Below are 25,246 nucleotides of genomic sequence, written 5' to 3' on the forward strand. Positions count from 1 at the left end.
CGAGGGTTGCGGGACACCTATGTGCCGTGCCGCCGACGAGGAAGGTACCCGCCATGCGCGAAGTATTCCACCAGTCCCTCGAGGACGTTCAGAGCCGACTGGTCGAAATCGCCGACCTCGTGACCGTCGCGATCGACCGCGCCACGCGCGCCTTCGGCACGAGCGACGTCTCCCTCGCCGAAGAGGTCATCGAAGCCGACGCCGTCATCGACGAGAAGGCCTTCGAGCTCGACGAGCTCGCGATCGAAATCCTCGCCCGCCAGCAGCCCGTCGCCCGCGATCTGCGCATCGTCGTCACCGCCCTTCGCGTGAGCGCCTCGCTCGAGCGCATGGGCGACATGGCCGAGCACATCGCCCAGCTGGCGCGCTCGCGCTTCCCCGAGCGGGCCATCCCCAAGGGCCTGAAGAGCACCTTCACCCGCATGGGCGAGCTCGATGTCGAGGTGTCGCGCAAGCTCGCCGAGCTGCTGCGCACGCAGGACCTCCGCATCGCCGAGGCCATCCGCGACGCCGACGACGACATCGACGAGCTGCACGTCAGCGTCTTCGAGAAGGTGCTCGGCGACTCCTGGAAGGGCGAGGCAACCGCCACGGTCGACGCCACCCTCGCCAGCCGGTACCACGAGCGTTTCGCCGACCACGCCGTCTCGGTCGCGAAGAAGGTCGTGTACCTCGCGACGGGCGACTGGGCCGGCGCCGACGACGAGTCCGCTCACGAGCCGAGCCCGGTCGTCTGAGCGCAGAACAACAGAAGAGGGGGTGGATGCCGATCGGCATCCACCCCCTCTTCTCGTTCCGGCGTCAGTGCTTGTTGCCCTGAGCGGCGACGGCGGCGGCACCGGCGGCCGCGGCCTCGGGGTCGAGGTACTCGCCCGGGCCGAGCGGCTTCATGTCGTCGTCGAGGCGGTACACCAGCGGGATGCCGGTGGGGATGTTCAGCTCGGCGATGTCGGCGTCGCTGATGCCCTCGAGGTGCTTGACCAGCCCGCGCAGCGAGTTGCCGTGCGCGGTGACGAGCACGGTCTTGCCGGCTTGCAGATCGGGCACGATGTCGCTGTGCCAGTACGGCAGCATGCGGTCGATGACGATCTTCAGCGACTCGGTGTCGGGCACCTCGCCGTCGATCCCGTCGTAGCGGGGGTCGCCCACCTGGCTGTACTGGTCGTCGGCGGGCAGCGCCGGCGGCGGAACGTCGAACGAGCGGCGCCAGAGCATGAACTGCTCGTTGCCGAACTCCTCGAGGGTCTGCGCCTTGTCCTTGCCCTGCAGGGCGCCGTAGTGACGCTCGTTGAGGCGCCACGACCGCTTGACCGGGATCCAGAGGCGGTCGGCGGCGTCGAGGGCGAGGTTGGCCGTCTGGATCGCGCGGCTCAGCACCGAGGTGTGCAGCACGTCGGGCAGGACACCGGACTCGGCGAGCAGCTCGCCGCCGCGCTTCGCCTCGGCCTTGCCCTGATCGGTGAGTCGCACGTCGACCCAGCCGGTGAACTGGTTGGTCTTGTTCCACTCGCTCTGCCCGTGGCGGAGGAGGATCAGCGTGTGAGGCATGACTCCATGCTATCGAGACGAGCGCCGCGGACCGGGGCCGCGAGGCCTGGCAAAATGTTCGGGTGACCCCCTCCCCCGTCGGCCGGCCCACGCGCGGCACGACCGGGGTCAACCGCCTCCGCCGGATCGATCGCTGGATCGCCCGTCACCCCGTCCTCCGCCGCGCCGACGACCCCCTCGTCGTCGATCTCGGCTTCGGCGCCAGTGCCGTGACGCCCCTCGAGCTCCTCGCCCGACTGCGCAGTCAGAGACCGGATGCCGAGGTCCTCGGTCTCGAGATCGACCCCGACCGCGTCGCCCGGGCGCGCGAGCAGTCCGCGGGCATCGAGGGGGTGTCCTTCGCTCGCGGAGGCTTCGAGGTTCCCGTGCCGCGGTCGCGACGACCCGCGGTCATCCGCGCCATGAACGTCCTGCGGCAGTACGACGAGGGCGACGTCGCCGACGCCTGGGGCCGCATGTGCGCGCGGCTGCAGCCGGACGGCATCCTGGTCGAGGGCACCTGCGATGAGATCGGTCGCATCGCGACCTGGGCCGAGGTGGGGGCGGATGCCGTTCCCCGCAGCCTCACCCTCTCGCTGCGTCTCGCCGAGCTCGACTCCCCCGCGATCGCCGCCGAACGTCTGCCGAAGGCCCTGATCCACCGCAACGTCGAGGGCGAGCGCGTGCACGAGTTCGTGGCATCCCTCGATCGGGAGTGGACCCGCGCTGCGGTGGTCGCCCCGTTCGGGCCGGTCCACCGCTGGCGCACGGCGATGCGGGCCGTGGCGGACGCGGGGTGGCCCCTGCTGCGCCGCGAGCGGTGGAGACTCGGCGAGGTGGGCGTGGCGTGGGAGGCCGTCGCTCCGCGCTGAGCCTCAGACGCGCGGCAGCAACTCGCGCGCGTCGGCCGAGGGCATCCCGGCGGCGACGAGCAGATCGACGGCGAGCGGACGCAGGGCCGCGATCAGGTTGAGCTCGCCGACGCGTCCGTCCGGAAGGAGGGCCGCCGGATCGAGCCGCCGAGCGACCGCCCCGATCGCCTCGCGGGCGACGGGCTCGAGCGAGATGTCGTCGAGGCCGTCGCGCACGAGCCCCGCCCCTCGGGCCAGCTCGGCCAGAAGGTCGGCGGGAACGGGCCGGCTCTCGCCGTCGGCGCAGAGGTACGCCGCACGCCGAGCGACGACGCGCAGATTCCGCGTCGTGAGATCCAGCGCCCCGCGTACTCGCTCATGGCGGTCGAGTTCGGTCCGCTGGCGGCGCAGGAACGGCGAGATGCGGGCGACCTCGCGACCGGATTCGAGCGACCCGCTCCACGCGTCGACGTAGGTCTGCAGCGAACGGGCACGCTCGAGACCGCGCTCCGCCCGAGCCCGGTCGCCCTTGCGCAGGGCCCGAACGATCGTGTCCATGGCCGCGTCCATCGCGTCGAACAGCTCGTCGGCGTCGCGCAGCTCGGTGCGACGCAGAGTGCGCGGGATGAGCGCGGTCACGATCAGCGCCGCGACACCCCCGACCGCGCCGTCGACCAGGCGGAGGAACGGGACGCCCGAGACCAGGACGAGGGCGATGAGCGACTGCACCACCGCGGCGAGCGCGAACCCCGGCTGCGGCGAGAGGAAGCGCGCGACCACGAGCGTGACCGTCATCGCGAGGGCGATCTGCCACCATCCCGCGCCCGCCACGATCAGCACGACCTCGGCGATCAGGATGCCGACCAGCATGCCCATGACCGTCTCGGCCACCCGCCACGGACGTGCGTCGCGAACGAGGCCCAGGCTCGACACCGTCACGGTCGCCGCCAGCAGCGGCACCGGATGCCCGAGGACGACGTGGGCGAACGCGAAGGCGGCCGTGGCGGCGACGACGATCTGGGCGATCGCGGGGAGCGACTCGCGGACGCGGACGAAGCGACGACCCAGCGTCGTGCGCCAGCGCGAACGGGCGACGACGACCCCGACGGTCGTCGAGGAGTCGTCGGTGCTCATTCCGCGGCGCGGCGGCGCCCGAGGCGCGGCAAGCGGGGAACCGAGGCGGTGGCCCCGGCGTCGGCCGGCACGACCGTCTCGGCTGCGGCGGCGAGCGGGCCGTCAGCGGTGTCGACGATGAGGGGCTCACCCTCGGGGGCGGTGCGCTTGACAAGGGCGAGGGCGATGGGGCCCTCCTCGTGGTGCACGGCGACCGAGGTGATGGCGCCGATCACGGTGTCGCCCGCGCGGACGACGTCTCCGCGAGAGGGGAGGACGTTGTCGCTGCCGTCGAGCTGCAACGCCACGACGCGACGCGGCGGGTGACCGAGGTTGTGCACCTTGGCGACCGTCTCCTGGCCGCGGTAGCAGCCCTTCGACAGGTGCACCGCCGTGCGGAGCCAGTCCATCTCGTGCGGGAGGAGCCGCTCGTCGGCGTCGACGGACACCCGGGGACGCCACGCGGCCACGCGCAGCGCCTCGACGGCGTCGAGACCGGCCAGAGCCGTCTGCCCCGCCGCGGCGGACGCGATCACGCGCTCGTACTCCGCGGCATCCACGATCGCTTCGGCCCAGTCGCGGTCGGCACCCGGGTGCGGGTCGACACGGGCGTACGCCCAGCCGCCGGGAGAGACGTCGGGCCACGGATCGACCCAGACCGGTGCGACGGTCGTGAGGGCGCTGACGGCCTCGCGCGTGCCACCGAGGACGAACAGCTCGTCCGAACGATCCGTCACCACGACGCGCAGGCGGAACCGCATGCGCGTGAGCCAGGTCGCGAGGGCCTCGGCGTCGGAGGCGTCGACGAGGAGCCACGTGATCTCGCCGTCGTCGACCACCGAGGCGGCGTGCTCGACACGCCCCTGCGGGTCGAGGATGAGGAACTCGGTCGAGACCCCGGGCGCCAGGTGCGTGAGCGCCTGCGACGACAGGGAATCGAGCCAGCTACGGCGATCCTCGCCCGAGACCGTGATGATACGGCGGTCACCGAGCGGGGCGAGGGCGGATCCGGATGCCAAGCGGCGCTGCTCCGCGACGGGAGCACCGACGTGGCGGAGGCCCCGGTCGTCCACGACCGCACCGGGGACGTCCGAGAACGAGGTCATGCTCACTCCGCCCGAGCCAGTCGAGCCGAGGCGTGCGAGCCGAGCTCGCGGCCGAGGGCGGCGATGTCCCAGGCCCACAGCAGGTGGTTGTCGACGAGACCGTAGAGGCGGGTGGCCGCGGTGTAGGTCTTCGCTCCGGCCGTGCGGACGACCGCATCCGTCGCCAGATCGATGCGCGGGCCCTTCACCTGCCCGACGTAAAGCTCCAGGATGCCGTCTGCGTGCGCCAGGCTCACCTCGATGTCGAAGCCGCCGTCGGCGTTGCGGAGCGCTTCGACGTCGTCGGCCGTCCGGGTCACCGGGGCCGCGGTCGCCGGGAGCAGTCCCGGACCGGCATCGGCGTCGCCGACCGGCCGTGCGAGGCGCCAGTAGCCGATCTCGGAGACGAGCGGTCGTCGCTCTTCTCCCTCGAGGAGCCACGCGTCGGCGGAGTAGTTCAGGAACGCACCGCCATCGTGGCTGAAGCTCACCCGGTGGGCGAACTCACCCGAGAAGGATCGGCCGTCGACCTCGTAGTCGATGACGCCGGTACCCTCCCAGACGCCGACCAACCACGAGAGCGGAACGAGGTCGGCCGGAAGATCGGTCGGGATCTCGATCACGACGCGCTCAGCGCTGGCCGCGGTAGAGGTTCCAGATGACCGTCCCGGACACGAAGGCGATCGCCAGCGAGGCGAGGCCGAGAAGTCCCACGAAGAACGCTTCGAGCGCGAAAAGGTCCATAGCTCGATCCTAGCCCGACACCACCGCGGCGAGACCGAACCCCGCAGTGATGATGCCGAGCACCACCATGGCGCCGACGCTGCTCAGCGCCATGCGCTGGATGAAGGCCTGCGATCGGCCGTACCAGAGCTGCACGGCGAAGGCCACGATGATGCAGCCGCCCAGGGCCACGGTGATCCACTGCGCGCGCCAGGGCTCGGGGGCGAACAAACCGATGAGCACACCCGCGACCGCGGCGAGCACCCACACGGCGACGACGCCGCCGAAGGTGCGGCGCGGCGCGAGGTCGGGCGTGGACATGCCCCCATCATCACCCACGACGCCCCCGACGCGCACGCGCAGCGCCGGTGTCGAGGGGCTGCGCCCGTCACCCTAAGATGATCGGGTGCGCGGCACGCCGCACGGGAGGTCCTCTTGGCACAGCTTCTGGTACTCAGCTCCGCCCCGGGCGGCGGCGCGGCCCTGCCTGCGCTCGAACTGCTGAGCCACCGCGTCCGACAGATCCCCGCCGAGGCCGCGCAGCTGGTGAACGCCCCCAGCGCCGACGTCATCTTCGTCGACGCGCGCTTCGACCTGGTCGGCGCGAAGTCGCTCAGCAAGATCCTGACGACCACCGGCGTCGAGGCGCCGCTCGTGCTGATCGTCACCGAGGGCGGACTCACCGCGGTCTCCACCGACTGGGGCATCGACGACGTCGTCCTGGTCGGCGCGGGTCCCGCCGAGATCGACGCGCGCATCCGACTCGCGATGGGCCGTCGCGCCGCCGATCAGGTCTCCACGCGCATTCAGACCTCGGGCATCACGATCGATGAGTCGTCCTACTCGGCGAAGGTGCACGGCAAGCCCCTCGACCTCACCTACAAGGAGTTCCAGCTCCTGCACTTCTTCGCCACGCACCCCTCGCGCGTCTTCACGCGCGAGCAGCTGCTGAGCGAGGTCTGGGGCTACGACTACTTCGGCGGCACGCGCACGGTCGACGTGCACGTGCGACGCCTGCGCGCGAAGCTCGGCGATCTCGAGCAGCTCATCGGCACGGTGCGCAACGTCGGCTACCGGTTCAACGTCTACGAAGACGACGCCCCCGCCGCGGCATCCCCCTCCGCATAAAGCCACACGCACCGCGTGTTCACTCACGTGTCACCGACCCCTGCAATGATGTGGGGATGATGGAACACGACTCGCTGGATGCCGGTCTCGGCGACGCCGACGACGACGACTTCGACGAGGCCGTAGAGGCCGAAGACGACCAGCTTCCCGACCACCGCTACCTCGACCGCGAGATCAGCTGGCTGTCGTTCAATCAGCGCGTGCTCGAACTCGCCGAAGACCCCACGGTCCCCGTGCTCGAGCGCGCGAACTTCCTCGCGATCTTCGCCAGCAACCTCGACGAGTTCTTCATGGTGCGCGTCGCCGGCCTCAAGCGCCGTATCGTCACGGGCCTGGCCGTCCCGACCAACGTCGGTCGCGCCCCGCTCGACGTGCTCGCCGACATCTCGGCCGAGGCGCACCGCCTGCAGCTCCGCCACGCCGCCGCCTGGACCGAGAAGGTGCGCCCCGCTCTCGCCGACGCCGGTATCGAGGTCGTCACGTGGGACTCGCTCGACGAGCCCACCGCCGAGCGGCTCACCGAGTACTTCCAGCGCAACGTCTTCCCGGTGCTCATGCCGCTGGCCGTCGACCCCGCGCACCCGTTCCCGTACATCTCCGGCCTGTCGCTGAACCTCGCGATCCGCATCCGCAACGCCCGCACGGGCCGTCAGGAGTTCGCGCGTCTCAAGGTGCCCCCCATGCTCCCCCGCTTCGTCGAGATCGGCGGAGACGGGCCCGGCGTGCGCTACCTGCCGCTCGAGGAGCTCATCTCGAACCACCTCGGCGACCTGTTCCCCGGGATGGAGGTCCTCGATCACCACGCGTTCCGCTTGACGCGAAACGAGGACATGACGATCGAAGAGGACGAGACCGAGAACCTCATCCAGGCGCTCGAGGCCGAGCTCCTGCGTCGCCGCTTCGGCCCGCCCATCCGCCTCGAGATCACCGAGGACATGGACGACGTGACCCGCTCGCTGTTGCTGAGCGAGCTCGACATCACCGAGCAGGAGGTCTACCGGCTGCCCGGCGCCCTCGATCTGCGCGGCCTGTTCGACCTCTCGCGCATCGACCGGCCCGATCTGCGCTACCCGCCGCATGTGCCCAAGACGGCTCTGGCCTTCCAGCCGCCCGAGCAGAACGGCCGCGCCGACCTGTTCGGCGCGATCCGCAAGGGCGACGTGCTCGTGCACCACCCCTACGAGTCGTTCGCGACGAGCGTGCAGGCCTTCCTCGAGCAGGCCGCCCGCGACCCGCACGTGCTCGCGATCAAGCAGACGCTGTACCGGACCTCGGGCGACAGCCCCATCGTGCAGGCGCTCATCGACGCGGCCGAGGCCGGCAAGCAGGTGCTCGCGCTCGTCGAGGTGAAGGCCCGCTTCGACGAGGCCAACAACATCGTCTGGGCGCGCAAGCTCGAGAAGGCGGGCGTCCACGTCGTCTACGGTCTCGTCGGCCTCAAGACCCACTGCAAGCTCGCTCTCGTCATCCGCGAAGAAGAGGGGCGCCTGCGCCACTACAGCCACGTCGGCACGGGCAACTACAACCCCAAGACGAGCCGTATCTACGAGGACTTCGGCCTGTTCACCGTCGACGACCAGGTCGGTCGCGACCTCACGCGTCTGTTCAACGAGCTGAGCGGGTACGCGATCGAGAAGAAGTTCAAGCGTCTGCTCGTCGCACCCCTGCACCTGCGCCGAGGGCTCCTGCGCCACATCGACAAGGAGCGCCGCAACGCTCTCGAGGGCAAGCCCTCGGGGGTGCGGATCAAGGTCAACTCGATGGTCGACGAAGAGATCATCGATGCCCTGTACCGCGCGAGCCAGGCGGGCGTGCCCGTCGAGGTGTGGGTGCGCGGCATCTGCTCAATCAAGCCCGGCGTCCCCGGGATGAGCGAGAACATCACGGTGCGCTCCATCCTCGGCCGCTACCTCGAGCACTCCCGCATCTTCACGTTCGAGAACGACGGCGACCCGCAGGTGTTCATCGGCAGCGCCGACATGATGCACCGCAACCTCGACCGCCGCGTCGAGGCCCTGGTCCGCGTGGTCGACCCCGTGCAGGTGCAGGAGCTGACGACCCTGTTCACCCTCGCGATGGACGACGGGACGAGCTCATGGCACCTGGGGTCCGAGGGCGAGTGGACGCGGCACAGCGTCGACGATGCCGGGGCGCCCCTCATCGACCTGCAGGAGCACACGATGGCTCTCGTCCAGCGCAAGCGTCGGGCCCGGACGGCGCGGTGACGAAGACCGAGATCGAGACCGCTGTCTACGCGGCCGGCGGTGTGGTGTGGCGGCAGGTCGAGGGGAAGCTCCGCATCCTGCTCATCCACCGCACGAAGTACCGGGATCTGACCCTCCCGAAGGGCAAGGTCGACCCCGGCGAGACGCTCGCCGAGACCGCGGTGCGCGAGATCCGTGAGGAGACCGGCATCCGCGTCTCGCTGGGGGTGCCCGTCGGGGTCTCTCGATACCGGATGCCGAGTTCACGCACCAAGATCGTGCACTACTGGGCGGCCGAGGCGACCGATGCCGCCGTGCGCAGCTCGACGTTCGTGCCGAACAAAGAGGTCGCGGCGATCGAGTGGGTGAGCCTGAAGAAGGCCCGCAAGAACCTCAGCTACCCCGTCGACATCGAGATCCTCGACGAGTTCACGCGGATCGTCGAAGAGGGGGCTCTGCCCACCTTCCCGATCGTCGTGCTGCGCCACGGCAAGGCGCGGGCCCGCGAGGGGTGGGAGAGCTCCGACAGCGCCCGCCCCCTGACCCCGCGCGGGCGCCGCCAGGCCGAGGCGATCGTCGGTCCCCTCCTCGCCTTCGGTGTGCGTCGGGTCTACTCGAGCCCCGCCGAGCGCTGTGTCCGCACCGCCACTCCCCTCGCCCAGGCGCTCGGCCAGCGCGTCCACCTGACCGAGGCCGTCAGCCAGGACGCGTGGGAAGAGGGCCGCGCCGACGCCCGGTCGCTCATCGGCGAACGGGTGCGCGCGCGCAAGCCGGTCGTCGTGTCGAGCCACCGACCCGTCCTGCCCGACATCCTGCACGAGCTCGCGCTCGCGACCGGAACCATGGGCGGCTCGTACCTCGGGAGCGCTTCGGCGCTGGAGCCCGCGGCGTTCTCGGTCGTGCACATCCCCGTCGAGCACCCCGGCGCCGGCATCGTGGCCATCGAGACGCACGAACCGAAGGTGTGACGCTCCCCACCGGCATCCGACTCGCCTGGCGCGAGGTCCCCGCTGGTGCCAGGCGTCGCGACGTGTCGCGGGCGCTCCTGGCCGAGCTCCTGCCGGGCGCGCGGTTCCGTTCGCGATGCCCCGCGTGCGGCGGAGACCATGGCCGCATCCACGTGGAGGGGGCGGATGCCGCGGTCTCGGTGTCGTACGTCGAGGGGTGGGCCGTCGCGGTGGCAGCGCAGGGTCTCGAGCGCGTCGGTCTGGATGCGGTGCCCACCGATGCGGGGGGTCTGGAGCGGGTGCTTCCACGACCCGCGCCCCCAGGACCGGACGATCTCGAGTCGCCTGCTCCGGAAGCGTGGGCGGATGCCGGCGGGTCGAGCGCCGCGCCCGCCCGGACGTGGGCGCGCGTCGAGGCCGTCCTGAAAGCCGACGGACGCGGGCTGACCGTCGATGCTCGACGGGTCGACGTCCAGGGGAACGGGGGCACGTGGGTGGCTCGAATCCTCCCGTCCGCCTCACGCGGTCCGTCCCCCGCGGAGGGCCGCCCGCGCGAATGGCGCGGGTGGGACCTCGATGGTCCGGCGAACGTCGTGCTCGCCGTGGCGGTGGAGAGCGCCTCGGGCCTCTGAGCCTGACGACGACGCGAGCCGGCCGTCAGGGTCGCACGGGCAATGCCACGTCGTCGATCCACCGCGACAGCACCGCCGCGGCATCGGGTCCCCCGGCGCGCTCGACCGCGGCGCGGAAATCATCCGTGGTGACGAGGGCATGGCGGTGGTCCGCCGTCCACGACCGCAGGAGATCGAAGAACACCTCGTCGCCGAGCGTGCGCCGCAGCGCGTGCAGCGTGAGGGCCCCGCGCTTGTAGACCCGGTCGTCGAACATGTCATCGGGCCCGGGATCGACCAGCAGGAGGTCGCGCGGCTTCGCGGCGAGTCGCGCGTAGTAGTCCGCGACGCACGACTCGACGGAGGCCCCTCCCGAGGTCTCCGACCACAGCCACTCGGCGTAACAGGCGAAGCCCTCGTTGAGCCAGATGTCGCTCCACCGGGCGATGCCCACGCTGTTGCCGAACCACTGGTGGGCCAGCTCGTGCGCCACCAGACGCTGCGCGGCGGGAACGAGGTGGTTCATCCCGAACACGGCGAGCCCCTGCGCCTCGAGGGGGATCTCGAGCTCGTCGGCGGTCACCACGAGGGTGCACGCTTCTTGGGGGTACGGCCCGAAGAAGCGGTCGAAGGCCCGCAGCATGTCGGGCACCGTCGCGAAGGCGCGATCGACCGCGGCGGTCAGGGCGGGAGGGGCGGTGACCGTGACGGCGGGCACCGGGGCGTCACCGGTGCCCTCGAGCTGACGCGTGCGGTACCGACCGACGTGCACGGCCGCCAGGTACGTCGCCGTGGGGACGTCGGAGACGAACGTCGTCGTCGTCCGACCACCCCGCCGCGTGCTCGACCCCGCGACGCCGGTGGCGGCGGCGGCGTAGCCGTCGTCGACCGTGATCTCGAGGCGCATGCGCGCCCTGTTGTCGGGGCGGTCGTTGCACGGGAACCACGTCGGGGCGCCGATGGGCTGCCCCGCGACGAGAGCGCCGTCGGTCAGCTCCTCCCAGCCCACGGTTCCCCACCGCGACCGGCGGGGAGCGGGCGCACCCGCGTAGGTCACCTCGACCTCGAAGCGGTCCCCGGCGGCGAGAGCGTGCGGGGGCGTCACACGCAGAGTCCGCGGCCCCGCCGAGAATCGCGCGACCGCCCCGTCGACGCGCACGCGCGACGTTCGGAGGCCGACGAGATCGAGAGCGAACGACGACACGGCCTCGCGCGCGACCGCGACGATCGTGGCGACGCCGTCGAGGCGGTTCGTGCGGACGCGATAGCCGATCGCGAGGTCGTACGACTCGACGTCGTACGAGAGGTCGCCGCTCTGCGGGGCGTAGGGGTCGGCCACGCTCACGTCGTCGACTGGTACGCGCGCACCTTCACCGCGCGCCACGGACCGATAGGGTTGCCGCTCCACCGCGAACCGACCGGGACGGTCTCACCGCGCATGACGAGCGAGGCGGGCCCCACGGTCGCGTGCGCGCCGAGGGTGGAGGCGGGGAGGACGACGCTGTGCGGACCGAGGGTCGACCCCGGCTCCAGCTCGACGGTATCCATACTCATGATTCGATCATGGAACAGGTGCGTCTGAACGACGCATCCGCGGTTGACGGTTGACGCGTCGCCCAACGTGACCAGGTCGGGTTCGGGCAGCCAGTAGCTGTCGCACCACACGCCGCGACCGATCTTCGCGCCGAGGCTGCGCAGCCAGACGGCGAGCGCCGGGGTTCCCGCCGCCGCGCGCGCGAACCACGGGGCCGCAACCATCTCGGTGAAGGTGTCCGACACTTCGGTGCGCCAGACGAAGCTCGACCACAGCGGCTGCTCGCCCGCGCGGATCACGCCGACGATGGCCCACTTCGCCGCGGTCGAGACCCCCGCGGCGACAGCCCCCACCGCGAGCAGCACGACGCCCGACAACAGCAGCGTCCACACCGGACCGAGCACGACCCAGAGCGCGGCGAGAGCGAACATCACGCCGAGGCCGATCGCGCAGGTGACGACGACCGGCACGAAGCGGCACAGCTCCCACAGCGTCCGCGCGAGACGCAGGCTCGCGGTCGGTCGATAGGTGCGCGACTCGTCACCCTCGGCCGAGAGCCGGCGAAGGCGCACCGCGGGCGAGCCCAACCAGGACGATCCCGCCTTGGCCTTCATCGGCGCTGCGGACAGCACGGCGACCAGCCCGTCCCGCGGAACGCGGTGGCCGGGCGCGGCCATTCCGGAGTTGCCGAGGAAGGCGCGCTTGCCGATCCGTACGGGCCCGATGCGCATCCACCCCGCGCGCAGTTCGTACGACGCGACCATCGTGTCGTCGGCGAGGAACGCCCCGTCTTCGATGCGCGTCATCGACGGGATCAGAAGAACCGTCGAGGCCTCGACGTCGTGTCCGACGCGCGCACCCAGCAGGCGCAGCCACACGGGCGTGAACAGCGAGGAGTAGAGGGGGAAGAGCACCGTGCGGGCGGCATCCAGGAGTCTTTCGATCGTCCACGCCTGCCACGCCACGCGGCTGCGCACCGGGTGGGTGCCCTCGGTGAGGCCGATCGACATCACGCGCACGAGAAGCACCACGGATGCCGCGAACACCAGGCCCGCGACGGCGACACCCGGGACGAGCCAGGCGAAGGCGCCCGCGGCCGCGTGGCCGAGATCGTCCGCCCCGCGGATCCCCTGCGCCACGACGAGACCGCCCACGGTGAAGGAGGCGAGCGGGAGAAGAGCGAGCACCACCGCCGATGCCGCGTAGGCCCACAGCCAGCGGGTGGGCGCCGGCGGCCGCTGCGTCGGCCACCCCTTCGCCGTCCCGCCCACGCGGACGGCGGGCGATCCCGCCCACGACTGGTCCGCCTTGACGCGTCCGAAGACGGCCGAGCCCGGCGCGATCTCGGCACGGCGACCGATGCGGGTGCCGGGTGCGAGCGTCGAGCGAGCACCGACCGTGGCCTCGGCGCCGATGCGCACCTCGCCGATGCGGACGAGGTCGCCGTCGATCCAGTACCCGGTCAGGTCGACCTCGGGCTCGATCGAGGCCCCGTCGCCGACGACGAGCATCCCCGTGACGGGAGGCAACGCGTGCAGGTCGACGTTCCGACCGATCCGCGCGCCCAGCGCCCGGGCGTAGTACGACACCCAGGGGGCTCCGGCCAGACCCACGGCATCCACCTGATCGGCGATCTGCTCGGCGAGCCAGAGCCGGATGTGCACCCACCCGCCCCGCGGATAGTCGCCGGGGCGCACGCCCGAGAGAAGAAGTCGAGCGGATGCCACGGCGATCGCCATGCGCCCGAACGGCGTCGCGAAGACGAGGAGACCGACGACGAGAGCCGGCCAGGGCACCGACGGCAGCACGTCGAATCCGGGGACGAGCCGAAGGAGCGCCGAAGCCGTGAGCAGGTACAGCAGCCACCGCACACCCGAGAGGATGAACAGCGGAGCGCCGAGGAGGGTCTGCGCCCACTGGGTGGTGCGCGGCGTCGGTTCGGCGCGGTGGAAGGCGGCGGGCGTCTCGTCGGAGAGCTGCGGCCCGAGCGCCTTGGCCATGGCCCCGAGGCGCGGAACGTCGTAGATGTCGGCGACCGAGAACTCCGGCACCCGTGCCCGGATGCGCGAGACGAGCTGCGCGGCGGCGAGCGACCCCCCACCGAGATCGAAGAAGTCGGCCTTGCGCTCGGTGACGGGGATGCCCAGAACGGCCTGCCACTGCTCGGCCAGCCAGGCCTCGTCGACCGAGAAGTCCGTCGCGGCGGGGGCTTCCACTCCGGGCAGGGGCCACGGGAGGGCCGCGCGGTCGACCTTGCCCGAGGTGCGGACCGGCAGCGAGTCCACCACGCCGAGGAGGGGGATGGTCGCGGCCGGGAGTCGTTCCGCGAGAGCCGCACGGGCAGCCCCGCGATCGAGCTCGGCTCCGACCTCCATCACGAGATAGCCGACGAGGACCGGCACCCCCGCTTCGGTGGTCCGCACCGCCACGGTCGCCGCGCTCACGTCCGGAAGATCCTGCAGCGCCGACTCGACCTCACCGAGCTCGATCCGGCGGCCGCCCACCTTGACCTGATCGTCCGCGCGTCCCTGGAACACCAGCCCCTCGCGCTCGAAGCGCACGAGGTCTCCCGAGCGATACGCCCGCTCCCACCCGAGGGTCGGCATCGGTGCGTACTTCTCGGCGTCCTTCGCGGGATCGAGATACCGGGCGAGGCCGACACCGCCGATGATCAGCTCGCCCACCGCGCCCTCGGCGACGGGGAGTCCGTCGGCATCCACCACCGCGAGGGCCCACCCGTCGAGGGGCAGGCCGATGCGCACGGGCAGAGAGCCGTCGAGCGGAGCCGCGCACGCCACGACGGTGGCCTCGGTCGGACCGTAGGTGTTCCACACCTCGCGCCCCTCGGCCACGAGGCGAGCGGCGAGCTCGGGCGGACACGCCTCTCCGCCGAAGATCAGCAGGCGCACGTTCTCGATCGAGTCGGCCGGCCACATCGCGGCGAGGGTCGGAACGGTCGAGACGACCGTGATCCCCTGTCGCAGCAACCACGGGGCCAGGTCCTCCCCCGAGCGCACGAGAGAACGAGGAGCCGGCACGAGGCACGCCCCGTGTCCCCAGGCGAGCCACATCTCCTCGCACGAGGCGTCGAACGCGACCGACAGTCCGGCCAGCACGCGGTCGCCGGGGCCGAGCGGCTCGCCCTGCAGGAAGATCCGCCCCTCCGCCTCGACGAACGCCGCCGCCGAACGGTGAGACACCGCCACGCCCTTCGGGACGCCCGTGGATCCCGAGGTGAAGATGATCCACGCATCGTCGTCGATCGTGGGCGGGGCGACGATGGGGACGGCGCTCGTGCTGGGGTGCGGCGCCTCTCCGTCGTAGAGACGGACGAGATCACTCTCGGCCGCGACGAATTCCCCCTCCCCCGCGACGATGCCGCGCACCCCGGCTTCGCCGAACACCAGGCGCGCGCGCTCGTCGGGGTCATCGGCATCCACCGGCACGTATGCGGCGCCCGCCGCCATGACCGCGAGGATCGAGACGTACAGCTCCTTCGACCCGGACGGCATGCGCACGCCCACCCGGTCGCCCCGACGAACCCCCGCCTCGTGCAGGGCCGCCGCCGTCCGCCACACCCGCGCGAGCAGTTCGCGGTAGCTGAGGGCTCCGGATCCGTCGTCGATCGCGGAGGCCTCCGGATGCCGAGACGCGACGTCTGTGAGGATGTCGATGAGGGTGCGCGCGGGAGCCGCGGCCCCCGTCCGGTCGAGCGGGGCCTGAGCTTCGGAAGCGGAGGTCGTCACGGGGATGAACAGTACAACCCCCGGGAAAACACCCCGGAACGGCCGCCCCGGTTCACCTTCCGTTCACCCGTGCAACGCAGTCTGTTAGCAGTCGCTGTTTACCGTTCACGACGAACCCTGCACCGGGTTCCTGTTCCCGACATGCGAAGGATTCACACCGTGAAGCTCTCCCGACTCGCCCAGCTGGGCACCGTGGCCGCCGTGGCCTCCCTGACCCTCGCCGGCTGCGCCGGCCCCTCGGGCTCCGGCGACGCCGCGGGCTCGACCCCCTCGTCGACCTCGTCCGACGTCGCGTTCACCGTCGACCCGAACCTGTCGGGCACGATCACCGCGGGTGGCTCGAGCGCCCAGGCCAACGCGCAGGCCGCGTGGACCAGCGCGTACAACGCCCAGGCCAAGGGCGTCACGATCAACTACGACAAGTCGCAGGGCTCCGGCGGTGGCGTCACCAACTTCCTCAGCGGCGCGTACGACTTCGCCGGCTCCGACTCGCCGCTGAACGCGGACCAGACGGCTCAGTCCAAGGCCCTCTGCACGGAGGGCGGCGTCAACATCCCCGTCTACCTCGACGGCGTCGCCATCATCTTCAACATCCCCGGCGTCACGAGCCTGAAGCTCTCGGGCGAGACGATCGCGAAGATCTTCGCTCTGCAGATCACCGACTGGTCCGACCCGGCCATCACCAAGGACAACGGCACGGCCCTCGCCGCCGGCGCCATCACCACCGTCGCGCGTTCGGACGGCTCGGGCACCACGCAGAACTTCACCAACTACCTCGCCGCGACGCAGTCGTCGGTCTGGACCTCGCCCGCGGGCAAGGACTGGCCCATCGAGGGCAACGTGTCGAAGCAGAAGGGTGGCTCGGGCGTCGTCGAGGCCGTCAAGGCCGGCACCGGAACCATCGGCTACGCCGACCACTCCGCCATCGGCAGCCTGAACGCCGCGTCGATCATCCAGGACGGCACCGCCATCGCGTACAGCCCCGAGGCCGTCACCGCGACCTTCGCGGCCGCCGCGGTCGACGCCAGCAACGGTGTCGCCGGTGACCTGTCGAAGAAGTTCGACTACTCGAAGCTCACCGCTGAGACGTACCCGATCCCGCTCGTGTCGTACGCCGTCACCTGCACCACGTTCAAGGACGCCAAGCAGTCCGAGCTCGTCAAGTCGTACCTCGGCTTCGTGACCAGCACGCTCGGCCAGCAGGTCGCGGCCAAGAACGCCGGCTCCGCGCCGCTGCCCGACTCGGTGCTTTCGGCTGCTGCCGAGACGCTCGCGTCGATCAAGTAAACATCTCTTCGGACTCGGCCCGGCCCGCACCTCGTGTGCGGACCGGGCCGGGCTGATCGGAGCGGTCGACCAGCTCGAACGCTCCGCTGAGCCAGCATCCTCAGAGAACACCCGACCGAGGAGAACCATGACCCGTGCCGAGCGTGAGGTCCCCCGTGACTGACACCGTCGCTGACACAGAGACCGCCCCGTCCTCCCCTCCCCCGCCTCGGACGTCGATCGTCGGCAAGCGCCGCGTCGGCGATTCGGTCTTCCTGGGGCTGTCGACCACGGCCGCCGTGTCGATCATGATCATCCTCGCCGGGGTGGCGATCTTCCTGATCATCCGCGGCATCCCCGCGATCACCGGCAACTGGACCGAGGGTGACCTCGCGGGCTACCAGAACGGCAGCTGGACCAACTTCTGGGAGTACGTCGGTCCGCTGCTGTTCGGCAGCATCTGGGCCGCGCTCATCGCCATGGTCATCGGCACGCCGGTCGCCATCGGCATCGCGCTGTTCATCTCGCACTACGCCCCGCGTCGGATCGCCGGCTTCCTCGGCTACATCGTCGACCTGCTGGCCGCGGTCCCCTCGATCGTCTTCGGCCTGTGGGGCATCATCGTCATGCGCCCGCTACTCGTGCCGGTCGGTGAGTTCCTCAACCAGTACCTCGGCTGGATCCCGCTCTTCCAGGGCCCGGTCTCGACCACGGGTTCGACGATGTTCACCGGTGGTGTCGTCCTCGCCGTGATGATCCTCCCGATCGTCACCTCAATCACGCGCGAGATCTTCCTGCAGACCCCGCGCCTGCACGAAGAGGCCGCCCTCGCGCTGGGCGCCACGCGCTGGGAGATGATCCGCCTCGCGGTCTTCCCCTACGCCCGCAGCGGCATGGTCTCGGCCACGCTCCTCGGTCTCGGCCGCGCGCTCGGAGAGACGATGGCCATCGCGCTGATCGTCTCGCCCAGCCTGATCTATTCGGTGCTGCTGCTCACCGACGGATACAACTCGCAGACCATCGCGGCCAACATCGCGCTGAACTTCCCGATCGCCACCGACCTCCAGCGCTCGGCGCTGATCGGTACCGGCCTCATGCTGTTCGTCGTCTCTCTCGCGGTGAACATGCTCGCCCGCTACATCATCGGGGCGACGGGCCCCGGTGCGAAGGGTCGCAAGAAGGGCAAGCGCTCATGACCGTCACGGCCCCCTCGTCCTCGTCTCCCCTGGCCCTCACCAGCGGCCAGCTGCCCCGCTTCATCGAGCCCGCGCTCCTGGTCGGCGTGGCCGTCGTGGTCGCGGTCATCCAGCTCCTGCTGGGCGGCTTCGCCCTCGCGACGTGGCTGATCCTCTCGGCGGTGCTGTACCTGATCGCCATCGGGGTCGGGTCCTCGATCGTCGAGAATCGCCGCAAGGCGGTGGACCGCGTCGTCCGCGGCCTGGTGACCGTCGCGTTCCTCCTCGCGGTCGCACCCCTCATCTCGACCCTGTGGACCGTGGTCTCCAAGGGCCTCGCGGTGGTCAACTGGAACTTCGTCACGCAGGTGGGCGGCACCGCCTTCAACCCCGACACCCTCGAGGTCGTCGCGACGGCGGGTGCCTGGCAGGCCATCACGGGCACGCTCATCATCACGGGTATCGCCGCCCTCATCTCGGTGCCGATCGGCGTCCTCGCCGCGGTCTACCTGGTCGAGTACGCGCAGCCGAACAACCCGCTGCGTCGCGCGATCACCTTCCTCGTCGACGTGATGACCGGCATCCCCTCGATCGTCGCCGGTCTGTTCGCGTTCTCGCTGTTCAGCCTGGTCGTCGGTCCGAAGGCGTTCAGCGGGTTCTCGGCATCCATCGCCCTCTGCGTGCTGATGATCCCCATCGTCATCCGCTCCACCGAAGAGATGCTGCGCCTCGTCCCGGCCGACTTGCGCGAGGCGGCCCTCGCGCTGGGCGTGCCGCGCTCGGCGACGATCATCAAGGTCGTGCTGCGTACCGCCGCATCGGGCATCATCACCGGTGTCGTGCTGGCCGTGGCCCGCGTCGTCGGTGAGACCGCGCCGATCTTCATCGCGGCGAGCTTCACCGACAACTTCAACGCCAACCCGTTCGAAGGCCCGATGCAGACCCTCCCCGTGATGGCCTACACCGCGTACAGCTTCCCCGGTCAGGACATCGATGCGTCTCAGGCGAACGCCTGGGGTGCGGCCTTCCTGCTCGTCGTCCTCGTCGTCATCTTCAACCTGATCGCCCGTATCGTGGCGGCGGTGTTCGCGCCCAAGGCGCGCTGAGCCCAGAAAGGCACTCACTCGTGTCCAAGAGCATCGAGGTCCAAGACCTCAACGTCTACTACAGCGACTTCCTCGCGGTCGAGGGCGTCTCGATCGACATCGAGCCCCGCTCGGTCACCGCCTTCATCGGCCCTTCGGGCTGCGGCAAGTCCACGTTCCTGCGCACGCTGAACCGCATGCACGAGGTCATCCCCGGCGGTCGCGTCGAGGGCCGCGTGCTCATCGACGGCGACGACCTCTACGGTCCGGGCGTCGACCCCGTGCTCGTGCGTCGCCACGTCGGCATGGTCTTCCAGCGCCCCAACCCGTTCCCGACGATGTCGATCCGCGAGAACGTGCTGGCCGGCGCGAAGCTCAACGACAAGCGGATGCCGAAGAGCGACGCCGACGCCCTGGTCGAGAAGTCGCTGCGGGGCGCCAACCTCTGGAACGAGGTCAAGGACCGTCTCGACAAGCCCGGCGGCGGCCTCTCGGGCGGTCAGCAGCAGCGTCTGTGCATCGCGCGCGCCATCGCCGTCTCGCCCGACGTGCTGCTGATGGACGAGCCGTGCTCGGCCCTCGACCCGATCTCGACCTTCGCGATCGAAGAGCTGATCGGCGAGCTGAAGAGCGAGTACACGATCGTCATCGTGACGCACAACATGCAGCAGGCCTCGCGTGTGAGCGACAAGACGGCGTTCTTCAACATCGCCGGCACCGGCAAGCCCGGAAAGCTCATCGAGTACAACGACACCGCGTCGATCTTCACCGCACCCAGCGTCCAGGCGACCGAAGACTACGTCTCGGGCCGTTTCGGATAAGCAGTCCCGTGCGAAGGCCCCGCTCCGGCGGGGCCTTCGTCGTTCCCCGGCCGCTCAGTCGCGGGGGCTGAGCAGGTAGGCGTTCAGTTCATCGGTGAAGGCGCGGTCCACCGGCACCTCGATCCCGTCGACGGATCGGATCGGGGCGGCGAGCCGCACGCTCGACAGCAGCCAGGCGGCATCCGCGGTGGCGAGGTCTTTCGCCGGCACCGTCTCGTACGCCGTGGTGAAGCCGCGACCCTCGAGGTACGCGAACAGACTGAGCTGCGTCGTCCCGTGCAGGATGCCGGCCTGCGGCTCGGGCGTCACGAAGCGGTCGCCGACACGCAGGACGACGGATGCCGTGGGCGCCTCGAGCAGGTAGCCGTCGCTCGTGACGAACACGGCGTCGTCGGCCCCGCGACGTTTCGCCTCGCGGATGGCGGCCATGTTGACGGCGTACGAGAGCGTCTTGGCCCCGAGCAGGAGCCAGGGAGCGCGCGCGGGGACGTCGAGGGCGTAGCCGCGATCGAGGGTGGCGACAGCGACCCCTGTCGTTCGTCCGCTCGTGTTGTCGGGGGCGTCGGCGAGCGTGATCCACGCCGTCGGCGCGGGGCCGTGCTCGACGCCGCGGCTGAGCAGCAGCTTCATGACGTTCTCACCCGCCCCCGCCTCGCGCGCCACGCGCTCGATCGCGACGCGCCACTGGGCGAGGTTCGGCGCGGGGAGGTCGCAGAGCGCCGCGGAATGCGCGAGGCGCGCGAGGTGCGGCCCGACCTCTTGCGGATGGCCGTCGACGACGCCGAGGCTCTCGAACACGCCGTCTCCGCGCTGAGCACTGAGCTCACCCACCCCGAGGGCGGGACCGTGTGGCTCGATCTCGTGCAGCGTGTCACGGTAGTCGGCGCCTTCGTCATCGGGTGCCGCAGGGTCGATCACGAGAGCGAAGCGCCAAGCCATGAGCCGAGCCTACGCCGCACCGCCGACACGCCCGGGTCTTGTCAACCGGGCTGTTCCAGGGAATGTCCGCGGGCGGGGCTTGTTACACTTTCCTAGCCGGGCCGCAGTAACCCCGGGCTCCATCTTCTGCCGCTATGAGCGGCCATGCGCCGAGAGGCGTTCTGCGGTCCGGCACTTATCTTTTCCGCTCAGGTGAGCGCGTCACGGCGCCAGAGAGCGGCCGACGCCGACAGGTCCTCCGCGTACGTGGCGAGCCGCAGAGCGCGCGTGGTGAGGGCAGATGCCCGCTCCGACTCGGTGTTCTCGTAGTCGTCGGCGAGGTGCGTGGACCCTGCCGCCTGCACACGGCAGAACGCCGCGGCGCGATCGAGGGCCACGGCGAAGTCCCCTTCGAAGAGCCCGCGCAGGATGGTGTCGATCAGCTGCACCAGCTCTTCGGGGCCCGCCGGCGCGGGAGCCCCGGCCACCACGGCATCAACCGTCGCCATCTCCACCCGACCGCGCTCGTAGAGCAGGGCGGCTGTGGCGGCGTCGTCGTGGATCATCAGCTGCAGAAGATAGAGGCGCCACAGCGCGCCGGGCAGGGAGCGAGCGGGCGAGCGCGACCACAGCTCGGCGATGTCGTCGATGCCGTGATCGTCGGTGAACGCCACGAGCCGCTCGACCACGTCGATGCTCGGGTCGGCTCGCACGCGCGACAAGAGCGCCTGCGCCGTGCTGTGCGCGACCCGCGACACCTCGGCCGGGTCCTCCGCCGAGAACAGACGGTCGAACAGCTCTGCGGGACGCCGAACCGGCTTGTGGAATTCGCGGGGGGAATCGCTCATGCATCCAGGCTAGAGCGTCCCCCTCGCGGAGCGGGCCGCACGAGAGGTACCCGCTGGCGACGGCACCGGAACGGGCAGTCTGGAGGTGATCAGGCCGTGGCGACGGCGAGCACGGGGGCCGAGCTCGGCGTGCCGTCGGGAGAACCACCCGCGGGTTCGACCGTCACGGCGATGACGTCACCGCTGTGCATCTCACCCGAGAGCTGAGCAGTGGCGTTGCCATCGGCATCCGGCTCGAAGATCCCGGCCGGGATCGCGATCTGGTTCTCACCGCGAACGAACCACAGCTCGTAGGTCTTGCCGTCGGGCAGCGCCGGCATGCCGTCGGCGACGAGCACGCTCTTTCCGCTCGAGGGCGACCAGTGCGCCGTCGCGACCGTTCCGTCGGGCATGGTGGCCGAGGCCGACTGCGCGTCGGGTGCATCTTCGATCTGCTGGAGGGCGACGACCGCGGCAGGCGGAGCGAACAACTGGCTGACGGTGACGGCGCCGAAGCCGAGCACGAGGACGGCAGCGAACGATGCGGCCAGTGCGAACCAGCGACGGGCACCCCATCCGGATCCCGGAGACGCGCCGACCGTGACGGCCTCGCGCTCGGGCTCGGTGACAGCGGGGCCGGCCGCGGCGAAGTCCTCGACGTCGTTGACGGATTCGACGGCGGAAGCGGATGCCGCTGACTCCTGCGGGAGGTCGAGGATGCGCGCGAACAGCGAAGCCCGCACGGACGGCGGAGGCTCGACGGGCTCGACGGAGTCGCCGATCGCGGCCACCGCGTCGACGGCATGGCGCACGTGGTGGTCCCAGTTCGGGTTACCCGCGAGAGCCTCCTGGTACGCGCGCTCATCAGCCTCGGAGAGCGCGTTGAGCGCGTGTCCGACGGCGAGGTCGGCGAAATCCCTCTCGTTCACTTGTCCACCCCCATCTCCATTCTCAAGCGCGACAATCCGTCGCGCATTCGTGTCTTGACCGTACCGAGCGGCGCCCCGACGAGGGTCGCGATCTCACTTTGGCTGTACCCGCCGAAATAAGCGAGCGTGAGCGCTTCTTTCTGCGCCTCGGGGAGCGTCGCCAGTGCATCGACGACGCGCCGCCCTTCCATTTTCAGTTCGACCTTCTCGGACACGGCGTCGTATGCGACGTCCATATCCCGGAAGCCCGCGCGCACATCTCGATCGACGCTCGACTGCGAGGACCGCACGCGGTCCACCGCTCGACGGTGCGCGATCGTGAGAACCCACGATCTTCCCTGACCTCTGTTCGGAGTGAAGCGCCCAGCGGATTGCCAGATCTCGAGGAAGACCTCCTGAAGCACTTCCTCGCTCTGCGAGCGGTCCACGAGCACACGGAGGATCAGACCGAAGGCGCGGGCCGACAGGGAGTCGTACAACTCGGCGAAAGCGGCGCGGTCGCCGGCGGCGACGCGCTGCAAGAGGACACCCACGTGGTCGGCGTTCTCCGTCCCGTCGTCGGGAAGGTCGAAACCGTCGATCACCATGACCCCATCATTGCCTACGCCCCGCGCAACCTCGCGCGCGTATATGCGCGTGGCAAGACAGCTCGGGGCAAACCGTTATCTTGAGCCTCCGCGGCCTTCCGGGCGTCAACGGGTTCGATCGAAAAACATTCTGAAGAATATTTATTCTCGCTTGACCAGGGATTTAAAGCCCTCCGAATGCCGGCGACCGGTCGAATCCGCAACATTTCGCAATCCGATCCCGAGGGGGTCCCGAAGACCCTGTGTAAGCCGCTCCACGGCGAACCGCCCCTCGCACCGGGGTGTCCCTGACGGGTCGCAGACGCGATCCGGATGATTTCGGAGGAATGTCATGCTCACCAACAAGAAGCCCGTTGTCGCTGGTCTCGCCCTCGTTCTGGGCTCGGCCTTCGCTCTCACCGCATGTTCGGGTGGCACCACCTCGGGTGGCTCGACCACCGACGAGAGCGCAATGCCCTCGATGTCGGCCTCGCCGTCGATGTCGTCCAGCGCGATGGACCCGGCCGCCAACCTCGTCGGCCCCGGTTGCGCCGACTACGCCGCCGCCGTTCCCTCGGGCTCCGGCTCGGTCGCCGGCATGGCTGCTGACCCGGTGGCCACCGCCGCGTCGAACAACCCGCTGCTGAAGACGCTCACCGCGTCCGTCAGCGGCCAGCTGAACCCCGACGTCAACCTGGTCGACACGCTGAACGGTTCGGAGTTCACGGTCTTCGCCCCGGTCGACGACGCGTTCGCCAAGATCCCGGCCGCCACCATCGACGGCCTCAAGACCGACTCGGCCACCCTGACCAAGATCCTCACGTACCACGTGGTCCCCGGCCAGATCGCTCCCGACGCGATCGACGGCACGCACACCACGGTCGAGGGCCAGGACGTCACCGTCTCGGGCTCGGGCGACTCCATCAAGGTGAACGACGCCAACGTGATCTGCGGTGGCGTCCAGACCGCCAACGCCACGGTGTACCTCATCGACTCGGTGCTGATGCCCCCGGCCATGTAATTCACGAAAGCGCGAGTCTTCGCGTTTCCGAGCGGTCGATGATCGACCGATCCTGACGGCGAGCGCCGGACCCCAGGCGAGGGGGTCCGGCGCTCGCTTTCGTTCGTCAGGAACCGACCGTGCGGATGATCTCGTCCTGCACGAGCCGGGCGGCGACAGGGCCGGCGTTCATGAACCACGGGTCGAAGTCCACGGTCGTCGCCTTCTGCCCGGCGACGGCGGAGAGGGTCTGCCAGAGCGGTGCCTGCTCGATGAACGAGACGCCCTCCCCCGTCCCGCCGTAGAACACGTGATCCGCGTCGGCGAGGTCGATCTGCTCGGCGCTGATCTCCTGCGACGTCTCGTCGAACCGCTGCGACTCCGGGCGTCCGAGACCGAGATCTTCCGCGATGCCTCCCGCGAAAGACGGCAGTCCCATGATGCGCGTGCGGTCGCCCGTCGACTGCAGGAACGATACGGCCGGCTCCCCCGCCGGGTGGGTCTGCGAGAAAGCGGCGCTCTGCGCCTGAAGATCGTCGAGGATGCCGCGGGCATCGCCCTCGTCACCCAGGGCGTCGGCGATGAGGAGGAAGTCGCTCTTCCAATTCACCCCGTTGCCCTTCGTCACCACGGTGGGCGCGATGGCCGCGAGGGCGTCGTAGAGCTGGGCACCCCGGGTCGAGTTGATCAGGATCAGATCGGGCGCGGCTTGAGCGATCGCCTCGAGGTCGGGCTCGGTCCGCTGACCGATGTCCGACATGGCGTCCAGCGCCGGCACCCGGTCGGGGAACGCGTCGAGCAGATACCGGGGCACCAGTCCGCTGTTCTCGGCGCGGGTCGCCGCCACCGGCACCTGCCCCAGAGACAGGAGCGCGTCGAGCTGCCCCGTGGAGACGACCGCGATGCGCTTCGGCTCGGACGGAATCTCGGTCGTGCCGGCGAAGTGCGTCACCTCGCGGGGGAAGACGCCGTCGGCTTGCGCGGAGCCCATGCCGGGCTCGAGGTCGCGCGAGACGGTCCACTCCCCGGTCGAGCCGGCCTCGGCATCCACCGCCGAAGGGCCCGCGGCGTGGCCGGCGCATCCGGCGAGGGCGAGCACGGCTGCAGCGAGGCCGACGCCGACGAGTCGTCGAGGACAGAATCGGGCACGAGAGGACGGGAAACGAAAGTCGATCACCCGGTTAGGTTAT

The 25,246-nt window shown here is 70.3% G+C and carries 23 protein-coding genes; 11 read left to right on the forward strand and 12 right to left on the reverse strand.

Going from position 1 to position 25,246, the window contains the following annotated elements:
- Positions 1–53: 53 nt before the first annotated feature.
- On the forward strand, positions 54–737 hold the full coding sequence (gene phoU, locus OVA26_RS13465) for a phosphate signaling complex protein PhoU (protein ID WP_268104402.1): 684 nt from the start codon (positions 54–56) through the stop codon (positions 735–737).
- A 64-nt stretch (positions 738–801) separates the two neighbouring features.
- Here the strand turns inward: phoU and OVA26_RS13470 are convergent, their stop codons facing one another.
- Positions 802–1,548 (reverse strand): phosphoglyceromutase, encoded by a 747-nt coding sequence (locus tag OVA26_RS13470; RefSeq protein ID WP_074696629.1) that lies wholly within the window; start codon positions 1,546–1,548, stop codon positions 802–804.
- Between the two features lie 62 nt (positions 1,549–1,610).
- Here OVA26_RS13470 and OVA26_RS13475 point away from each other — a divergent pair, with 62 nt between their 5' ends.
- Positions 1,611–2,399, forward strand: a complete 789-nt coding sequence (locus OVA26_RS13475) for a class I SAM-dependent methyltransferase (protein WP_268104404.1) — start codon at positions 1,611–1,613, stop codon at positions 2,397–2,399.
- Between the two features lie 3 nt (positions 2,400–2,402).
- Here OVA26_RS13475 and OVA26_RS13480 read toward each other — a convergent pair whose 3' ends face one another.
- From OVA26_RS13480 to OVA26_RS13495, 4 genes are all read right to left on the reverse strand, one after another.
- A complete protein-coding gene (locus OVA26_RS13480; RefSeq protein ID WP_176786384.1) occupies positions 2,403–3,512 on the reverse strand; it encodes an FUSC family protein in 1,110 nt (369 codons plus the stop codon).
- Entirely contained in the window at positions 3,509–4,597 is a 1,089-nt protein-coding gene (ygfZ, locus tag OVA26_RS13485) for a CAF17-like 4Fe-4S cluster assembly/insertion protein YgfZ (protein ID WP_268104406.1), read from the reverse strand. The genes OVA26_RS13480 and ygfZ overlap by 4 nt, the downstream gene beginning before the upstream one ends.
- A gap of 2 nt (positions 4,598–4,599) precedes the next feature.
- Complete coding sequence (locus OVA26_RS13490; RefSeq protein WP_268104407.1) at positions 4,600–5,199, reverse strand: FABP family protein; 600 nt, start codon at positions 5,197–5,199, stop codon at positions 4,600–4,602.
- Positions 5,200–5,329: 130 nt separating this feature from the next.
- Complete coding sequence (locus OVA26_RS13495) at positions 5,330–5,620, reverse strand: hypothetical protein (RefSeq protein WP_268104408.1); 291 nt, start codon at positions 5,618–5,620, stop codon at positions 5,330–5,332.
- Positions 5,621–5,734: 114 nt separating this feature from the next.
- On the opposite strand from OVA26_RS13495, the gene OVA26_RS13500 reads away from it, so the two are divergent.
- The 4 genes from OVA26_RS13500 to OVA26_RS13515 are packed head-to-tail and all read left to right on the forward strand — an operon-like array spanning position 5,735 to position 10,210.
- Complete coding sequence (locus OVA26_RS13500) at positions 5,735–6,427, forward strand: winged helix-turn-helix domain-containing protein (RefSeq protein ID WP_056229289.1); 693 nt, start codon at positions 5,735–5,737, stop codon at positions 6,425–6,427.
- A 56-nt stretch (positions 6,428–6,483) separates the two neighbouring features.
- Positions 6,484–8,652: an RNA degradosome polyphosphate kinase gene (locus tag OVA26_RS13505; protein WP_074696623.1), complete on the forward strand. Its 2,169-nt coding sequence runs from the start codon at positions 6,484–6,486 to the stop codon at positions 8,650–8,652.
- Positions 8,649–9,599 carry an NUDIX hydrolase gene (locus OVA26_RS13510; RefSeq protein ID WP_268104409.1) on the forward strand — a complete coding sequence of 317 codons (951 nt, stop codon included), beginning with the start codon at positions 8,649–8,651 and terminating at the stop codon, positions 9,597–9,599. The genes OVA26_RS13505 and OVA26_RS13510 overlap by 4 nt, the downstream gene beginning before the upstream one ends.
- A complete protein-coding gene (locus OVA26_RS13515; RefSeq protein WP_268104410.1) occupies positions 9,596–10,210 on the forward strand; it encodes a hypothetical protein in 615 nt (204 codons plus the stop codon). Before OVA26_RS13510 ends, OVA26_RS13515 begins: the two co-directional genes overlap by 4 nt.
- A 25-nt stretch (positions 10,211–10,235) precedes the next feature.
- Here the strand turns inward: OVA26_RS13515 and OVA26_RS13520 are convergent, their stop codons facing one another.
- Positions 10,236–11,534 carry a M1 family metallopeptidase gene (locus OVA26_RS13520; RefSeq protein WP_268104411.1) on the reverse strand — a complete coding sequence of 433 codons (1,299 nt, stop codon included), beginning with the start codon at positions 11,532–11,534 and terminating at the stop codon, positions 10,236–10,238.
- Positions 11,531–15,469 (reverse strand): Pls/PosA family non-ribosomal peptide synthetase, encoded by a 3,939-nt coding sequence (locus OVA26_RS13525; RefSeq protein ID WP_268104412.1) that lies wholly within the window; start codon positions 15,467–15,469, stop codon positions 11,531–11,533. Before OVA26_RS13525 ends, OVA26_RS13520 begins: the two co-directional genes overlap by 4 nt.
- Positions 15,470–15,628: 159 nt before the next feature.
- Here OVA26_RS13525 and OVA26_RS13530 point away from each other — a divergent pair, with 159 nt between their 5' ends.
- The 4 genes from OVA26_RS13530 to pstB all read left to right on the forward strand — a co-directional run bounded on the left by OVA26_RS13530 (position 15,629) and on the right by pstB (position 19,816).
- Entirely contained in the window at positions 15,629–16,756 is a 1,128-nt protein-coding gene (locus OVA26_RS13530) for an extracellular solute-binding protein (protein ID WP_074696617.1), read from the forward strand.
- A 155-nt stretch (positions 16,757–16,911) separates the two neighbouring features.
- Positions 16,912–17,931 carry a phosphate ABC transporter permease subunit PstC gene (gene pstC, locus OVA26_RS13535; protein ID WP_074696616.1) on the forward strand — a complete coding sequence of 340 codons (1,020 nt, stop codon included), beginning with the start codon at positions 16,912–16,914 and terminating at the stop codon, positions 17,929–17,931.
- The gene (gene pstA, locus OVA26_RS13540) at positions 17,928–19,016 is read left to right on the forward strand and encodes a phosphate ABC transporter permease PstA (RefSeq protein WP_268104414.1); all 1,089 of its coding nucleotides are present in this window, start codon (positions 17,928–17,930) and stop codon (positions 19,014–19,016) included. The genes pstC and pstA overlap by 4 nt, the downstream gene beginning before the upstream one ends.
- Positions 19,017–19,036: 20 nt before the next feature.
- A complete protein-coding gene (gene pstB / locus OVA26_RS13545) occupies positions 19,037–19,816 on the forward strand; it encodes a phosphate ABC transporter ATP-binding protein PstB (protein ID WP_056229315.1) in 780 nt (259 codons plus the stop codon).
- A gap of 54 nt (positions 19,817–19,870) precedes the next feature.
- On the opposite strand, the gene OVA26_RS13550 is transcribed toward pstB, so the two are convergent.
- From OVA26_RS13550 to sigK, 4 genes are all read right to left on the reverse strand, one after another.
- Complete coding sequence (locus OVA26_RS13550; protein ID WP_268104416.1) at positions 19,871–20,755, reverse strand: aminotransferase class IV; 885 nt, start codon at positions 20,753–20,755, stop codon at positions 19,871–19,873.
- 188 nt (positions 20,756–20,943) lie between these two features.
- Entirely contained in the window at positions 20,944–21,582 is a 639-nt protein-coding gene (locus OVA26_RS13555; RefSeq protein ID WP_268104417.1) for a DNA-directed RNA polymerase subunit beta, read from the reverse strand.
- An 89-nt stretch (positions 21,583–21,671) separates the two neighbouring features.
- The gene (locus OVA26_RS13560; protein ID WP_268104418.1) at positions 21,672–22,490 is read right to left on the reverse strand and encodes an anti-sigma factor; all 819 of its coding nucleotides are present in this window, start codon (positions 22,488–22,490) and stop codon (positions 21,672–21,674) included.
- The gene (gene sigK, locus OVA26_RS13565; RefSeq protein WP_056229327.1) at positions 22,487–23,077 is read right to left on the reverse strand and encodes an ECF RNA polymerase sigma factor SigK; all 591 of its coding nucleotides are present in this window, start codon (positions 23,075–23,077) and stop codon (positions 22,487–22,489) included. Before sigK ends, OVA26_RS13560 begins: the two co-directional genes overlap by 4 nt.
- A 331-nt stretch (positions 23,078–23,408) precedes the next feature.
- On the opposite strand from sigK, the gene OVA26_RS13570 reads away from it, so the two are divergent.
- The gene (locus tag OVA26_RS13570) at positions 23,409–24,077 is read left to right on the forward strand and encodes a fasciclin domain-containing protein (protein WP_074696610.1); all 669 of its coding nucleotides are present in this window, start codon (positions 23,409–23,411) and stop codon (positions 24,075–24,077) included.
- A 106-nt stretch (positions 24,078–24,183) separates the two neighbouring features.
- Here OVA26_RS13570 and OVA26_RS13575 read toward each other — a convergent pair whose 3' ends face one another.
- The gene (locus OVA26_RS13575) at positions 24,184–25,233 is read right to left on the reverse strand and encodes an iron-siderophore ABC transporter substrate-binding protein (protein ID WP_268104419.1); all 1,050 of its coding nucleotides are present in this window, start codon (positions 25,231–25,233) and stop codon (positions 24,184–24,186) included.
- Positions 25,234–25,246 lie beyond the last annotated feature (13 nt).

The sequence above is a fragment of the Microbacterium sp. SL62 genome, assembly GCF_026672635.1.
GTDB lineage: Bacteria > Actinomycetota > Actinomycetes > Actinomycetales > Microbacteriaceae > Microbacterium > Microbacterium testaceum_A.

Bases quoted from the DNA above. Each gene is read 5' to 3' on its own strand.
- phoU (WP_268104402.1), top strand. From the start codon at position 54: ATGCGCGAAGTATTCCACCAGTCCCTCGAGGACGTTCAGAGCCGACTG.
- OVA26_RS13470 (WP_074696629.1), bottom strand. From the start codon at position 1,548: ATGCCTCACACGCTGATCCTCCTCCGCCACGGGCAGAGCGAGTGGAAC.
- OVA26_RS13480 (WP_176786384.1), bottom strand. From the start codon at position 3,512: ATGAGCACCGACGACTCCTCGACGACCGTCGGGGTCGTCGTCGCCCGT.
- ygfZ (WP_268104406.1), bottom strand. From the start codon at position 4,597: ATGACCTCGTTCTCGGACGTCCCCGGTGCGGTCGTGGACGACCGGGGC.
- OVA26_RS13495 (WP_268104408.1), bottom strand. From the start codon at position 5,620: ATGTCCACGCCCGACCTCGCGCCGCGCCGCACCTTCGGCGGCGTCGTC.
- OVA26_RS13505 (WP_074696623.1), top strand. From the start codon at position 6,484: ATGATGGAACACGACTCGCTGGATGCCGGTCTCGGCGACGCCGACGAC.
- pstA (WP_268104414.1), top strand. From the start codon at position 17,928: ATGACCGTCACGGCCCCCTCGTCCTCGTCTCCCCTGGCCCTCACCAGC.
- OVA26_RS13550 (WP_268104416.1), bottom strand. From the start codon at position 20,755: ATGGCTTGGCGCTTCGCTCTCGTGATCGACCCTGCGGCACCCGATGAC.
- OVA26_RS13555 (WP_268104417.1), bottom strand. From the start codon at position 21,582: ATGAGCGATTCCCCCCGCGAATTCCACAAGCCGGTTCGGCGTCCCGCA.
- sigK (WP_056229327.1), bottom strand. From the start codon at position 23,077: ATGGTGATCGACGGTTTCGACCTTCCCGACGACGGGACGGAGAACGCC.
- OVA26_RS13570 (WP_074696610.1), top strand. From the start codon at position 23,409: ATGCTCACCAACAAGAAGCCCGTTGTCGCTGGTCTCGCCCTCGTTCTG.